The organism is Novipirellula artificiosorum (genome assembly GCF_007860135.1).
Classification (GTDB): domain Bacteria; phylum Planctomycetota; class Planctomycetia; order Pirellulales; family Pirellulaceae; genus Novipirellula_A; species Novipirellula_A artificiosorum.
In genome coordinates this window covers 24,500-39,478 of record NZ_SJPV01000004.1, presented here as the reverse complement: position 1 = coordinate 39,478, position 14,979 = coordinate 24,500, and the positions used below count along the sequence as shown (strand labels likewise).

Here is a 14,979-nt window from a genome sequence, read left to right as displayed (position 1 = left end):
TGCCGCCAGAAAGTCTGGCTGCACACCGGCTAGGATATCGCCTGGCCACCTTTCATGCTTTCCCAGTTGGGTCAATTATCCCGTTTTCATCGGAATCACCTGATTGCTGCCTTTCAAGCTTCCGCTGAGCGATCTTGTCGTTGAAGGTGACCTTGAAGCGAGCCATTCGCGACACGGCAGGCCGTATCGGACGTGACGTGGAGGATTCTCTAAGTCATCCTGAACCAGTACACTGATAAGAATTGGGATGCACGTCTAAGACAACCGATGGGAACGCAAGTGATCAACTGCGGTGAAAAACTGGATCAGGTGCGAGGCGAGATCGGGCAGTTGGTCGTCGGTCAAACGACGCTGATTGACCGTTTGCTGCTGGCCCTCCTTTGCGATGGCCATGTGCTCTTGGAAGGCGTCCCCGGAATCGCCAAGACACTGACCGTGAATAGTCTCGCCAAGGCAATTCATGCCGACTTTAGTCGCATCCAGTTTACGCCTGACCTCTTGCCGAGTGATCTCACTGGCACCTTGGTCTATGATCCTCGCAATCACTCCTTCAGCCCTGAAAAGGGGCCTGTGTTCGCTAACTTGCTGTTGGCCGACGAAGTGAATCGCTCTCCGGCAAAAGTCCAGTCGGCTCTGTTGGAGGCGATGCAAGAAAAACAGGTTACACTTGGCAAGGAGACCTTCAATCTTCCCTTGCCGTTCCTTGTGCTTGCCACACAGAATCCGATTGAACAGGAAGGCACCTACGCGCTACCCGAAGCGCAGGTCGATCGGTTCATGTTCAAATTAAAGATCGGTTATCCGTCGATGGATGACGAACTGCAAATCATGCAGCGGATGGCGACGACCAAGGCGGCTTACGAGATCAATCCGGTCCTTACGCTCGATGAATTGATGCAGATGCGTGAAGCGTTGGAGTCGACGTTTCTGGACGAGAAGATCGAGCGGTATATCGTTCGCTTGGTCGACTGTACACGACACCCCAATCACTATGGCATGGACATTGATCGGTACCTGCGTTTCGGTGCGTCCCCACGAGCTTCGATTTATCTTTCTCTGGCGGCACGAGGCAACGCGCTGATGCAGAAACGCGACTACACCGTCCCTCAAGATGTGAAGGATGTCGCACACGATGTGCTTCGCCATCGGTTGGCAATTTCCTATCGCGCCGAGGCGGAGTCGATCACGTCGGACGACTTACTCGAACAAATGTTATCGACCGTCCCGGTGGCGACGTCATGATCCAAGACGCGGTTACACAACTTTCGCTACTCGAACTGCGGTGTCGTCGACCCGTCGAGCACTTGCTCTCTGGTGAATACCGCAGTGTGTTTCGCGGTCAGGGGATCGAGTTTGAAGATGTGCGGCAATATCAACCGGGCGACGATGTTCGTGCGATGGATTGGAAGGTGACCGCGCGCACGGGCGAGCCTCACATCCGCAGGTACATCGAGCAACGCGAGCAATTCCTCTATCTGCTGGTCGACCTTTCATCTTCGATCCTGACGGCATCGAATGGTCGAAAACGAGCCCTGATCGCGGAACTTGGTTCGCTATTGACCATGGCTGCGCTAAGAAACAACGACCGGGTCAGCTTGATTCTCTTTACGGATTGCGTCGAGTTGATGATCCCGCCTGGCAAAGGCACATCACAGGGATTGCGGATCATGGACGCGCTGCTGAATTTTCGCCCGCAAGGACACGAAACACGGTTTTCAAATGTGTTGTCCCACTTCGGACATCTTGCTCGTAAGCGTTCGATTGCGTTCGTTTTGTCCGATTTCTTTGCTGCTGACTATCTCGAAGAGCTACGAGCCTTGGCGCACCGACACGACATGAACGCTGTGAACGTGCTCGACCCTCCAAGCCAAGCGTCATCGAGCACGGAACTCGTCTTTCTGCAAGATGCCGAATCGGGCGAGAATCGGCATATTGACTTGCGGAAACATCATTGTCGGGACCAGAGTCACCATCTGACACTTCAGGAGGAAATGTTGCAGAGCGGAGTGGACTTGATGGAGATTGCAGTGGGAGAAGATTGTGTGACCGCGCTGACGAGTTTCTTTCGATCCCGCCAACGACGTGTGGCGGACGAGACAGGAGGGTGATGCGTGTTGCGTTCTCCGTCGGCTTGCAATGGACAAGAAAAGACAGCCCTTACGTTTTCGTTCGCAATCGGAGTGTTCCTTTGTTTGGCACCGGTATCGGCCACGGCAACGGATCACTCAGGGATCTCGATAAGATTCTATCCGTCGGCGGTTCAACCCGGAGACGTGTCTGAACTGATTGTCCAGATGGATCGCCAAACGTTTGGCGAATTTGAGTTGCATGTTCCGTCGCATCCGCAACTCCACCTCGTATCGATGCAACGAGCTCCAGTGTCGTTTGAGGACGGTCGATATCGACAACGCCAAATCCTAATATTACAACCTCTGTCGTCGGGGAAAGTGACGATCAACGAAGCCCAAGTCGAATTCACCGATTCCAATGGGCCCCAGTCAATCTTGCTGCCTGCAGCGACACTTGACGTGCTTCCGTTTAATTCGGCCGACCTCAGCGATGTACCGCAGTCGTTGCCGGCAGCGGGTCACGACGTGGTTTCAACAACCATGCCGATTGTCTATGGCGCGGTCCTCCTCGTCTGCATTCTAATCATCGCGGTGGTAATCGCTTACCGGATGCGGATGCAAACTTCGATCACAGACGCAAATCCAAATTGGGAACCCACACTCGACGCGATCGAGCGATTGCAATCAGGAGAGATTCCAATCCGGCTGCTGGAACGCATTTTGGTCCAGGACGGCTACGACTTGTCACCGGAACTGCGCCGCGAAATCGAGCATACGGTCTATGGGAAGCGACGCGAGCCAGCCGCACTTGTAGCGCTATTACGCAAGGAGACGGTGCATTGAATTTCGCCTATCCTTGGCTGCTGCTGCTCACGTCGGTTCCGATTGCATTGACTCTACGATGGCGTCAACAACCTAGAAGTCTATCGGTGCCATCGCTCAGACAATGGGACGATAATGGCCAGGGTCGAGCACGTTACCTTTGGGTTCCGCCAACACTTCGCGTGGTTGGCTTGACACTGCTGATTCTTGCACTTGCACGTCCCCAGGCGGATTCGACGCATTCGACTCATGTCTCCGAAGGGATCGCCATTGAGTTGCTGGTCGATGTATCGAGCAGCATGAGCATGGACATGAAACTGGCCGAGGGTGAGTCGCACAGTCGCATTGATGTTGCCAAGAAACTCGTTGAGCGGTTCATCGCCGGCGATGGCCGACATTTGCATGGGCGTGACGGGGACCTGTTAGGGTTGATCACGTTCGCACGCTATGCCGATACGCGAAGCCCACTCACCTTGGGGCATGATGCGTTGTTAGAGCTAGTCCGAAACCTTGAAATCCAGGAGCGTCCGAATGAAGATGGCACCGGTTACGGTGACGCCTTGGCGATCGCCGCTGCTCGGCTGAAACAACTCGATGACCCCGAGATTCGGCAAATGCAGTCGTTGGAGGGCGAGATAACGAGCCGCGTGATCATCCTGCTGACCGATGGCGAAAACAATTCGGGCCAACACATGCCTGTCGAAGCGGCGGGACTCGCGAAAGAGTGGGGATGCCGTGTCTATTGCATCAGCCTTGGTGATCGTCCACGCGAGTTTTCGGGCCAGGTCATCGAATCCACGCAATTAACGGAAGCGGAACGAGTGCTCAAGCATATTAGTCTCGAAACGGGCGGAGTGTTTCGAACCGCCTTCGATTTTGATTCACTGCTGGCGGTCTATGCTGAAATCGATCAACTCGAACGTTCCCGGGTTGCGACTCGCGGCTTCACTCAAATTGCTGAATGGTTTTGGCTCCCACTGGCCGCTGCAATTTTTGTTTTCTTCTCCGCCCTATTGGTCGAAGCGACCTGGTTGAGGGCAGTACCATGACGCCAATCACGTTCCACAACCCAGCTTTGACATTGCTGCTTCTGCTACTCGTTCCACTCGCTGTGTTGCTGAGACGTGCGAGATGTCGTCGCAATGTGGTTTTGTCGGAAATGGGGGCAGACGAGTCGCTGCGGCGCAGTGTGTGGCCCGATCGTCTTCGGATCTTCGCGGTTACACTACTGATCGTTGCGGTTGCTCGCCCAGGGTACAGTCCACAGCGGCACTCGATTTCGAAACGGGGACGGGACGTTGTGTTTGTCCTGGACGTTTCACGCAGCATGTTGGCCGAGGATGCATATCCGTCTCGGCTAGAAGCAGCCAAGAATGGCATTCGCGACGCACTCGACCACTTTCAAACAGAACGAGCCGGGTTGGTCATTTATGCAGGAAGTGCAAACATCCTTTGCCCCCTGACCTATGACCATGACTTCGTTCGTTTCATGTTAGACCAAGCCATGCCTCGTGCGGTCGATTTTGGTGGCACGACGCTATTATCAGCCGTCGAAAAATGCACCGGCAGCATGCTTTCGGATGATCGAAAAGGGATGCAGGATTTGATTGTTCTCACCGATGGCGAGGACCATGACACCAACAATCGTCGCGTTGCTCAATTGCTCCGCGACCACGAATTGGGGCTGATTGTTATCGGAATCGGCGATGCAAGCTCGGGTTCTCGGATCCCGATCGAGGATGAACAGGGGAAGAGGGTTTACTTGGAGCACGACGGTCGCATGGTCACCACTCGTCTCAACGACGAAGGCTTGCGAGAGTTGGCTTCTCTTGCCGTCGACGCGGCCTATCGCCCGATAGGAACGGCTGGTTACGATCTTGGCACGATCTACACAAGCTACGTCATCAACAAACCTGTTTCTGGGACGTCCGGTTCTGATACTTACATCGTGTACCACGAAGCCGCATTTGGTTTGATCGCTCTTGCGTTAGTTTTGTTGTTGCTGGCTGAACGGATGATCGCCAAGCCACATTCTCTTGCGATAGCAACCCTCATCGCATACTGTGCGGTGAGCGGCACTGTGGCGAAAGCCGCTGATCCTCAGACTGCGCAGCGATTTGCCGAAGCAATGCAATTACACCAACAAGGACGGCATACCGATGCGTTTGCAGAATATGAGCTGCTCGAAAAGGAATTGCCATTTCGCAATTGGACGCTTTCCGAAATCGCAGTGTTGAAATTCAATCAAGGGCTTTGTCGACTAGCCGAAGCGGAAGCAAACGCAACGTTGGAACCTCGAACGGCACTCTCGATGGCACATCAAGCTCAAGCTGCATTCCTAGCCGCTCGACGTATGAGCCCGTCGTTTCGCCGGCCTGCGATGAGACTGGATTCCACGGCTCGACTCATTGCGGACTATCAAGCCCGCATTCAAGAAGAGGAAGCCCGTAATCGGCAGTTCCAGGATCAGATGCAACAACTTGTTGAGCGACTGCGAGAGTTACAACGCAAACAGAGCGAACTGCAAAATGATGTCCCGTCGCGTCCAAATCCGCCTGCGAGGCGACGACGTGACCAGTCCGCTTCGAATCCCGCTCCAACCGTGCGCGAGCCGGAAACAGCCGGCGTCGACTCAAAACGGTTTGCCGACCGCCAGCGAGCGATACGACAAGAAGGCGTCGAAATCGAGAAGCAAATGCAAACGCTCGACCAAGCGATGCTGCCGCCCGGAACTGAGAATCGAGAGGCACCGACCAGCATCCTGGCGGAGCCACTTCGTTTCATGAAGGAAGTGATTGCGACTCAAGAGTTGGCAACGACGATGCTTGCTCAGTGGGGCAGTTGGCACGACGCACGAAATCAACAACAGCTTGCGGTACAAAAGATCCAAGAGATCCTGGATTTATTGGCTAGTGATGATTCAGAGGAGTCGGATGAGAGTGAATGGGATGAAGAGGAGGAAGATTGGGACATGATGGAACCGAGTGATTCCGATCCGTCTATGTCGGAATCGATGCAGGGCCAAGGAGACTTTTCGAGTGACGCCGCGATGCAGCCGTTGCCAGTACCGAACTACTCCGTCGACGACATTTTGCAACAAGAACGTGGCAACCTGCAGTTCCGTCAACAACAACGTGCCCAAGGCAACCAGAAAAGCGTGGAGAAGGACTGGTGAAATCTCGCATCTTCATCGCTCTACTGCTTGCCTTGGTGATTGCGAGTCTCGCACAGGCCAACGAAACCGACTCGGATGCCGCAACGCCTGTGGAACTGGAATGGGGTCAGCATTCTTGGTTCACGGACATCGTGGCAACTGCATGGGTGCGATTCCCTGAACGGGTTGAGCAACCCGATGAGCTACCCAACGAACTGCTGGATGGAGGTGATGACATTTCTCTGCTAAGCGTTGAAGTCGCAAGCGACAAGGGAGCCACGACCAATGGTTCGGTGGCGGCAATCCGTTTCATCCCTCGACATACAGGCCTTGTTGTTTTTCCGTCGCTGGTGTTTGTATCGGGCTCGAATCGCTTCCAGACTTCGGCCACTCAGATCATGGTAAGTCAACCGCAGCGAAGCTCGGAGATGACCTTTGAGCTGACTCCAGAGAAGTCGGTTGTGTATGTGGCACAGCCGCTGCGAGTGGATGTGACTTGGGCAAGTCAGCTGTCGACCAACCAGATACGTTCGTTGCGTTGTTTGCCAGAGTTCTTCAATGACTCGTCGATCGAAACGCTCGTACCTCGCGCTACGGCACCGGAAAAGGAACAGATGGGTCTGCCGTTTGGAGGACGCCGAATCATCGCGAAACGCGTTGCTCCGACGGATTCGCCGGAACAGCTTGGCGTTGTCAACTTTTCGCTGTTCCTGCGATTCTCCAAAGCGGGCACCGTGTCGCTGTCGGCGACCCGTTTGGAGTGTGCGTACCTCAAGGGCGACGGCAGCGATTTCTCGCCGTATGCGGCCTATTTCAACAACGGTTTGTTTGAACCGATGTCTTCGCTGACGGCCTATGATCGGATCTTCACCGAATCGCAACCGCTAACGCTGGACGTCCTGCCTCTGCCGACCGAGGGACGCTCAGAGAATTTCAGTGGTCTGTTCGCTCCGTGTGACATTGATGTGACACTCCGCACCAATGACATCGAAGTGGGCCAAGTGATGGAAGTTGACTTGAGGATGCGTTCGAATGCTCCACACGGTATGTTGGAACTTCCTGCAATGAACCGGCAGCAGAGTCTGCGCGGGCGGTTCTCGGGGGCGAGTGAACTGGGACGCAGGTGGTATCCTGATGGGACCGGTTTTCGTGCTCGGGTGAGACCGTTGACGACAAAGGTAACGGCGTTTCCATCGCTGCAGATTCAGTTGTTTGACCCCGACCTGCGCAGTTACCGTTTTTTGCAGACATCGACCATTCCGCTTCACGTCCGCCCTCGCGATGGTCGCCAATACTTTGACATTCGATCCTTGCACTCCGAAGCGACGCTAACGGATCAGCCAACGGGGATCTGGCATAACCGAGAACCCAATTGGATGAACGATACCTTCAACATGTTAATTGGATTGCTTGCAGAGTATTTCTGGGCACTAATATTGTCCGGCCCTATTCTGTTTGCGTCATTACTGCCATGGGTAAAGGAGCGACGAAAGCGATCGGTCGACGATCGCTACCGTGCCTGTGCTGATGCGTATTACCAACTTCGGAAACAGCCTGATGGAACGCGTGACAAGTGGAACGCGTTTCAGCATTTCCTGGCGATCAGTTTTTCCGTTCCACCCGACGCTTGGACATCAGGTGATGCCGAGAGGTGCCTTCATTCACTGGGGATACCCGAGGACGAGATCCGGCTGATTCTCGACACACACATGCTCAGCGATGCCGCTCGCTATTCATCGGAGAAACCTGCACCCAAATTCCCGAACCTCGATTCGGTCTCGCGACGCTTGTTCGACCGTCTTCGCCGCACGACTCCGCTCCTTGTGATGGCGCTTGCTCTATCGCCAGCGGAATTACGGGCATCGGATTGGTCGGACGCTCAATCGCTGTTCGACACCGCTATCGAGTCGCCAGCGGGGTTTCCGGAGACAGAATCGTTGTATCGTCAGTCCGCATTGAAGTTTGAGGCGTCCGCTCAGCAACGACATCGTATCGGTGAATCCTGGTACAACGCCGGGAACGCATGGTTCCAATCCGGCGAGCTTGGGCGAGCCATCCGTTGCTACCGCCAAGCGGAAATCTACCGACCGTTTGACGGCGAGATCGAACAGAATCTGCGGGCGGCTCGTGCGTTAACTCTCGATGTGGTAGAGCCAGACAGTTCACTTCACATTTCCTCGCTACCGATTCGCTGGATCTGTGCCGCCATCGCCATCACTTCGCTGTTGTTCTGGGGGCTACTGCTGGCTCATCTTCGCTACCGGAATCGGCTGAGTTTGGCTGCATCGCTCCTTTCGCTGGTCGCAACATGGACCTTGCTTCTTGTCTGGTTCATCGCGAATCATCACGCTGGTAAAGAGGGCGTGGTGATCGTCAGCGAAATCTACGGGCGAAAAGGCCCTTCGTATCACTACAGCACTGCTTTTCATGAGCCGCTACATAATGGGCTTGAATTCCACATCACAAAACGACGGTCTGACTGGCTGCTGGTTGAGTTAGCGGATGGCCGCAAGTGTTGGATACCGTCATCGGAGGCTCGGGTGATTCACAACTCACGCTTATAATGTGGCGAACCGCATCCCTTTCCTAGCTCTTGGGTTTGAAGTCGTTGTGCATTACATCACTCCGGTTGAAGCACGCTATATTAAAGTGAACATGCTGGTCAACCGTGCTAACCCCGGCGTGCATGTCAATGAACGATTGGTTAACGAGGCGGAATCACAACTGGAGCGCCGAGCAAATGAGGAGAGAGATGAAGTTGAAACAAACTGCGGTACTGGCGCTGCTGGCATCCTTTTTTGCCCACCAGGGACTGGTTGCCCAGACACTTGATGACAACAACGCCCTGGACCTTCCTACCGGGCAGAAGCCAAACATCATTCTTGTCATGGCGGACGACCAGGGTTGGGGCGATGTCGGCTACAACGGCCATCCATTTGTGCAAACGCCTGAGCTCGACGCAATGGCAGGCGATGGCTTTGTGCTTGATCGCTTCTATGCCGCCGCGCCGGTTTGTTCACCGACCCGAGCGAGTGTCATGACGGGCCGTAACCCGATACGAAGCAAGGTGTCGAACCACGGCCGTTACATGAGACCGCATGAGCAAACCATCGCCGAGACTTTGAAAGACGCCGGGTACGTAACCGGTATCTTTGGCAAAGTCCATTTGGGTTCCGGTCAACCTGATTCGCCTTGTAACCCAAGCGGAATGGGTTTCGACGAATGGGTTGTGGGGCTGAACTTTTTTGATAACGATCCCTACCTCAGCCGCATCGGCAAGATCGAACATCGTAAGGGCAAGGGGTCCGTCCTGGCGATGGACGACGCGCTCGAGTTCCTCAACACGCATCAAGACCACGATCAGCCGCTGTTTATGGTTGTCTGGTTCCCTTCGCCACACGACCCGCATCAGGAAGTCCCCGAGGGTCCTTCGCTTTACGACGGCGAAGACAAGGCCGGATACTATCGTGAGATTACGCTGCTTGACCTACAACTGGGACGACTCCGTCGCCGACTTCGCGACATGGAAATCGCTGACAACACCATTCTTTGGTATTGCAGTGACAATGGAGGCCTCAATGAGTCGACTTCCGGCGGTCGCGAACGGAAAGGAAGCATCTATGAAGGGGGGCTGCGAATCCCCGGGATCATCGAGTGGCCTGCACGAAAACTCAATGGGCGATCCGCTGTGCCAACGTGGACATGTGACATCTATCCGACACTCTTGGCGATGGCCGGAATTCAGTCGGACGCTCCGCACCCGCTTGATGGGACGGACATCAGCAACATCATCGCAGGCAAGGCTGGCAAACGCAGCAAGCCGATGGGTTTCTGGCACAACTTCCAACAGGGCCAGGCAACGTGGAGCGATCGCATCCAGAAAGCCATCATGGAAAAGCAACAGGCCGGAGCACCGTTGCCGCACAACGAGGACCGGATCCGCAAGGATGTCGACGAGTTTCCGCAGTTCCCCGAAGAGACGACAACCGGGCACGCGGCGTGGAATGAATGGCCGTGGAAGCTGCATCGCATCAACGGCAAGAAGTATGAACTGTACAACCTGGCGGACGATCCGATGGAAACAACCGATCGATCCACCGACCCAGATCAGCAAGTTCGACTGACACGCATGCAGAAGGAACTGGACGACTGGATGCGCTCCGTGGTCCGCAGCATCAACGGACAGGACTATCAAGACATCAACACGACCAGCACGCTTCAGCCATCCACTGCCGACTACAGCCAACTGGCTTTCTACCCGGATCGCTGGAGAAAGGCGGGTGTCAGTTTCACGAATTTGGGTTCCGGCGAAAAGGCCAATCGACTGGAAGACACCACGGGACAGGCCATTAGCCCGAGTGACCAGCCGGGCATGTACGCCACAGCCATGCTAGAGCTTCGGCGGGACTATGGGGGCGATAAATGGGTCACGAAGTTCTGTCACGCGCTTCGACGATGCAAGCCCGCGCGAGCAACAGATGTTGAATCGGCTAAATCCCAAGTCTTGAACTGGCGAGTGTGTGCATCCTTTGCAGCGGGAAAAGATTTGACGCCAATCTTTGCTGATCGTTGGCGAATGCCGCTCACGGACAATCAACGTCAGATCATGAAGCGGACCGCTTGGTCTGAGCACAACGTCAATGTGACGAAACTTGTCGGCGACCTGGTCGCAGATACGCCTGTCGCTCGCCCGCAAAAGGATTCGCAGACTCAATCCGCCATGCCGCTGGCGCCCCAGATTCACAGCACCGACGGATGCTGCTGGCCCAAGTTCATGAATCAGAACGCGACGCAGAGGTAAGAGGCCCCCTATTCGACCGGGAACGTGAAATAAAGCCATGAGATTCCGCACAGCGGGAATCGAACTGCGTCGACGACCGGGGTGTGCCTATCGAACACAATCCAGCAGGAAACTTTTTTGAGGAATAATCTCCAAATAGGTGACGCAACTGCGATTACCTTTCCAGGAAGCGAAGTTTTGTCGAGTTGAGCTTCCCCCCCGCGCAGCGGACGTCCGACTGCAGGGTTTTCAACCACGAAGAGGACCGCCAAGGAACTGAGCACTCATGAACAATAGTTGCTACCTGCATAGGATCCGGTTATTCGTTTCGGTCCTGATCATGCTTTTGGTTTCGGCCAGGTCGTTCGCCGACGAACTTCCCAATGTTCTCTGGATCGTCACGGACGATCAAAGAGTGGATTCGATTGTGGCGTTCAATCAAATGCGTCATGGCACGTCGGACAGTCCCTTGGGGCATGTCCTTTCGCCGAACGTTGATCGACTGGCGAAGATGGGAACGACGTTCATCAACACCTTCAACCAGAATCCTGGTTGTGCACCGTCGCGGACGTTGATGCACACCGGGCGCTACTCGCACCGCACCGGCGTTTATGGATTCGAATACTACAATCCTGTCGGTCAGGATCATTGGCGACCGATGGTGCCTGAGATTCTGCGAGACAAGGTGGGTTACCAGACTCTAGCGGTCGGCAAGCTTGGAATTCGGGCGCAGCATTTCGCGACCAAGGGAGGCTCGATACCGCCGCTGTACCAAACGAATCTTGGATACCGAAAAGAGTTCGCAGCAAAGGGGCTGGTGGACTGGAACCCGGAAACGAAATGGACCAAAGCAGGGCCGGGTCCAAAGAACGAGATGTTCTATTTCGCCGATGGCACGCAGTTGATCTGGCCGGAAATCCCTGATGCGACACCGAACGATCGAACGGAAATCCTGAGGCGACTTGATCTTCTCCGCGAGTACGCTCCGGGCGATGAGCATCAAAATGGTGGCATCCTGGGCGGCGTGAACCCTCAAACGGGAGATCGCACCCGCGACGGCAGCTTCACCGGCGCATTGCTCGATCATCTCGCTCACCCGGGGTCGCAATACACCGACATGCTTGGCCGCAAACAGCGCGGTCCGGATAACGACAAGCCTTTGTTCGCCTATGTTGGTTATGAATTTCCGCACACACCGGTGCTTCCGCCGGCGGAGTTTCGCGAGAAGTTTCAGGAACTCAAATATGAGATCCCAACTTTCACCGACGAAGAACTGGCGTCGTTTCCGCCGCAACTGGTGAAGCTCTATAAGAATTCGCAGAGCAATCACTTCACCGACGACGAGAAACATCAGATGATCGCGGACTACTATGCCTTCTGCGCCTTCGGTGACTCGCTAGTCGGTCAAGCGGTGGATGGCTTCATCGAGTTTTCCAAGAACCAGAAACGACCCTGGATGGTCCTTTATGTCTGTGGCGATCACGGCTGGCGGCTGAACGAGCATGGCATGGTCAGCAAGTTCTCGCACTACGATACCGACCTGCACAACCCGATCATTGTGGTCTCTTCGGACAAGCGGCAATTTCCAGCGGGCAAGGTTGTGAAGGACTTCACGTGCTTCGTCGACATGGCCCCAACATTTCTGGCGGCGGCAGGCATCGATATCTCATCGCCCGATTACCAATACCTCGATGGCCGCGACCTGGCGAAAACAGCGGCCGGAACCGTACAGCCCCGCGACTACATCATCGCCGAGCCCACGTGGGTGATTGGCCCGCGAGCGGTCATCCGCACGAAAGACTACAAGTTTGCAATGAAGATTCGCCCTCGCACGGGCCACACGATGACGACGGCGACGGCGGGCAAAGATTTCAAGTGGGCGATCACAGCGGAACTGAAGGACATCGAACCCACGCTCTTCGATCTAAGCAAAGATCCCGGTGAAGTGAACAACGTCGCCTTTGATGAGCGTTATCGGCCCGTGCTCGATGTGCTACGCACAAAACTACAAGACATTGTGCTTGGCGATGGTCGAGTCGAAGTTGCCTGGACCAAGCAAGGCAGAGACACGGCACATCTCAGCAACTATGCTTCGGGTGCCAACGATGGTCGAATCGAATTGCCCGAGACTATCAGAACAAAGTAACCGCCATAAACCGGTACTTGGATTAGCTGGACAGCGCCGCTCAGCCTGATAATGTTTGGGAAAATCACTGAAAATCGCCCACAAAGTGGTGCTGGCCAGTTAGCGCTGGTACTCGAATACCAGCACGCGGCGCCAGCAAGTGAGTCCTCGACCTACTTAAACGTTTCCAATTTCAATTTCAGTTTTCAAAGGTGAATCGAATTGATCAAAGCACTCACGATAGCGTTAATTGCCGCGACAGCTTGTTCGGTGGTGGTCGCAGACGAAAGGCCGAACATCGTATTCATCCTCGCCGATGATCTCGGCCTCGGGGACATCAGCTATCATGCTCGCAACATTGAGAAGAAGGAACCGCTGTTCGAAACGCCAAATATGGATGCGCTGGCAGCGCAGGGGCTCTGGTTTACCGACGGGCATTCGGCCACCGCACTGTGCGCACCGACGCGCTACGCGGTGATGAGTGGAAACAACAACTATCGTTCCTATGCGCCTGCTGGTGTCTGGAGCACGTTTGCGCCGACCGCGTTTCAACCTGGCGAGGTGACGCTGGGAAAGATCGTTCGTGACGCCGGCTACAGCACGGGCTTTATCGGCAAGTGGCACCTGGGCGGTGACTTCTACATCCCCGGCACAAAGGAGATTTACCGCGGACCAAAAGCCGGCGACCTGACTGGCAAAGTGGATGTGACCCGCTGGATCGACAGTGGCCCAAAGTATTGCGGATTTGACTATGACTTCACGACACCATGCGGCATTCAGGGCCCCATGTATCTGTTCTATGAAAACCAGCGGTGGCATCCATGGGCTGAGGATTCCGAGATTGTTTTTTTCAACAAGCAGAACGCGAAGAATCCGAAGGATGTCAGTGACAAAGGACCTGGGCCGGGAGATTCCAACTGGGACACACGCGAGGTGGGTAAAATCCTGTCGGCCAAAGCAGTGGACTTCATTAAGTCCGGCGCAGAGAACGACAAACCGTTCTTCCTCTACTACTGCAGCCCGATGGTGCACCTGCCGCACTGTCCGACCGATGAATTCGACGGCCGGAAAATCAAAGGCAGCACGGTCTCCTCGCATCTGGACATGACCGCAGATCTCGATATGCAGGTGAAACGAATCGTGGATGCTCTGAAGGCCGCCGGTGAATATGAAAACACGCTTATCGTTTTCTCTTCCGACAACGGGGGGCTGACGGACGGGAAGGCAACCAAGGAAATCGGATACCAGCCCGGAGGCGGGTGGAACGGTTCCAAAAACACGCCTTTGGAAGGCGGGCACCGCGTCCCGACCTTTGCGGTTTGGCCGGGGCACATCAAGCCGGGCATCACGGACGAATTGGCCGTTAACCAAGATATGGTCGCGACCTTCGCCGCGCTCGTTGGCACCGAGATTCCAAAGGGACAGGCCCGAGATTCGAACAACCTGCTACCGCTGCTGACCGGAACAGGAACCTTCCGGCAGCGTGACTTTTTCATCAATCAAGCCGGTGCCAATCAGGAGTTGATGCTGCGGAGGATGCCTTGGAAGCTGATTATCCAGAGCAACTTCAAACGGACCCGTTTTGAGCCATTGGCACTCTACAACTTGAAGGATGATCCGCACGAAGATCACAATCAATTAAACAACCCGGAATTCAAAACCGTGGTTGATCGCATGTTCAAAGAGTATATGGACATTGTGAAATCTGGCCGGCCAACCGCTCCCCGTCAATGATTCGGAACGAGAACAATAAGACGCCACGACTCGATCAGCTGGGGCAAAAGAGGGAACATGTTTTACGTCCTTCTATTCGCAAGCGGTGTTTGGACCGTCGCGATCGGCGCTACTGACGGGCCGGCATCCGATCCGCAGCAAAGGCTGGGGCATGACGGCATCGGAAATGACGTTTGCCGAGGCGATCATCTCGATGTCGAGTTGCCGCCACCGGACGCAGGTCTGCCCGGCAGCGGTTACTCGAAGCGAGGAAATGCGAGTGGCGGAAAATGAAAGACTTATAATACAAGCACGA

General features: G+C 55.0%; 10 protein-coding genes. All 10 read left to right on the top strand.

Going from position 1 to position 14,979, the window contains the following annotated elements; genetic code table 11:
• Nucleotides 1-267 precede the first annotated feature (267 nt).
• Nucleotides 268-1,242, top strand: coding sequence for an AAA family ATPase (locus tag Poly41_RS12685; protein WP_146526568.1), 975 nt, complete (start codon nucleotides 268-270; stop codon nucleotides 1,240-1,242).
• Complete coding sequence (locus tag Poly41_RS12680) at nucleotides 1,239-2,108, top strand: DUF58 domain-containing protein (protein ID WP_146526567.1); 870 nt, start codon at nucleotides 1,239-1,241, stop codon at nucleotides 2,106-2,108. The genes Poly41_RS12685 and Poly41_RS12680 overlap by 4 nt, the downstream gene beginning before the upstream one ends.
• 3 nt (nucleotides 2,109-2,111) lie before the next feature.
• On the top strand, nucleotides 2,112-2,912 hold the full coding sequence (locus Poly41_RS12675; RefSeq protein WP_146526566.1) for a hypothetical protein: 801 nt from the start codon (nucleotides 2,112-2,114) through the stop codon (nucleotides 2,910-2,912).
• Nucleotides 2,909-3,940, top strand: a complete 1,032-nt coding sequence (locus tag Poly41_RS12670; protein WP_146526565.1) for a vWA domain-containing protein — start codon at nucleotides 2,909-2,911, stop codon at nucleotides 3,938-3,940. Before Poly41_RS12675 ends, Poly41_RS12670 begins: the two co-directional genes overlap by 4 nt.
• Nucleotides 3,937-6,066 carry a vWA domain-containing protein gene (locus tag Poly41_RS12665; RefSeq protein ID WP_146526564.1) on the top strand — a complete coding sequence of 710 codons (2,130 nt, stop codon included), beginning with the start codon at nucleotides 3,937-3,939 and terminating at the stop codon, nucleotides 6,064-6,066. Before Poly41_RS12670 ends, Poly41_RS12665 begins: the two co-directional genes overlap by 4 nt.
• On the top strand, nucleotides 6,063-8,609 hold the full coding sequence (locus Poly41_RS12660; protein WP_146526563.1) for a tetratricopeptide repeat protein: 2,547 nt from the start codon (nucleotides 6,063-6,065) through the stop codon (nucleotides 8,607-8,609). The genes Poly41_RS12665 and Poly41_RS12660 overlap by 4 nt, the downstream gene beginning before the upstream one ends.
• Before the next feature lie 188 nt (nucleotides 8,610-8,797).
• A complete protein-coding gene (locus Poly41_RS12655) occupies nucleotides 8,798-10,846 on the top strand; it encodes a sulfatase family protein (RefSeq protein WP_231615629.1) in 2,049 nt (682 codons plus the stop codon).
• Between the two features lie 265 nt (nucleotides 10,847-11,111).
• Nucleotides 11,112-12,971, top strand: a complete 1,860-nt coding sequence (locus Poly41_RS12650) for a sulfatase-like hydrolase/transferase (protein ID WP_146526562.1) — start codon at nucleotides 11,112-11,114, stop codon at nucleotides 12,969-12,971.
• A 201-nt stretch (nucleotides 12,972-13,172) separates the two neighbouring features.
• Complete coding sequence (locus Poly41_RS12645; RefSeq protein WP_146526561.1) at nucleotides 13,173-14,684, top strand: sulfatase family protein; 1,512 nt, start codon at nucleotides 13,173-13,175, stop codon at nucleotides 14,682-14,684.
• A gap of 57 nt (nucleotides 14,685-14,741) precedes the next feature.
• A complete protein-coding gene (locus Poly41_RS34050; RefSeq protein WP_197231284.1) occupies nucleotides 14,742-14,957 on the top strand; it encodes a hypothetical protein in 216 nt (71 codons plus the stop codon).
• Nucleotides 14,958-14,979: the final 22 nt, after the last annotated feature.

Excerpts from the sequence above, each read along its gene's own strand:
- Poly41_RS12685 (WP_146526568.1), top strand. The coding sequence starts at position 268 with ATGGGAACGCAAGTGATCAACTGCGGTGAAAAACTGGATCAGGTGCGA.
- Poly41_RS34050 (WP_197231284.1), top strand. The coding sequence starts at position 14,742 with ATGTTTTACGTCCTTCTATTCGCAAGCGGTGTTTGGACCGTCGCGATC.
- Poly41_RS12680 (WP_146526567.1), top strand. The coding sequence starts at position 1,239 with ATGATCCAAGACGCGGTTACACAACTTTCGCTACTCGAACTGCGGTGT.
- Poly41_RS12665 (WP_146526564.1), top strand. The coding sequence starts at position 3,937 with ATGACGCCAATCACGTTCCACAACCCAGCTTTGACATTGCTGCTTCTG.
- Poly41_RS12650 (WP_146526562.1), top strand. The coding sequence starts at position 11,112 with ATGAACAATAGTTGCTACCTGCATAGGATCCGGTTATTCGTTTCGGTC.
- Poly41_RS12655 (WP_231615629.1), top strand. The coding sequence starts at position 8,798 with ATGAAGTTGAAACAAACTGCGGTACTGGCGCTGCTGGCATCCTTTTTT.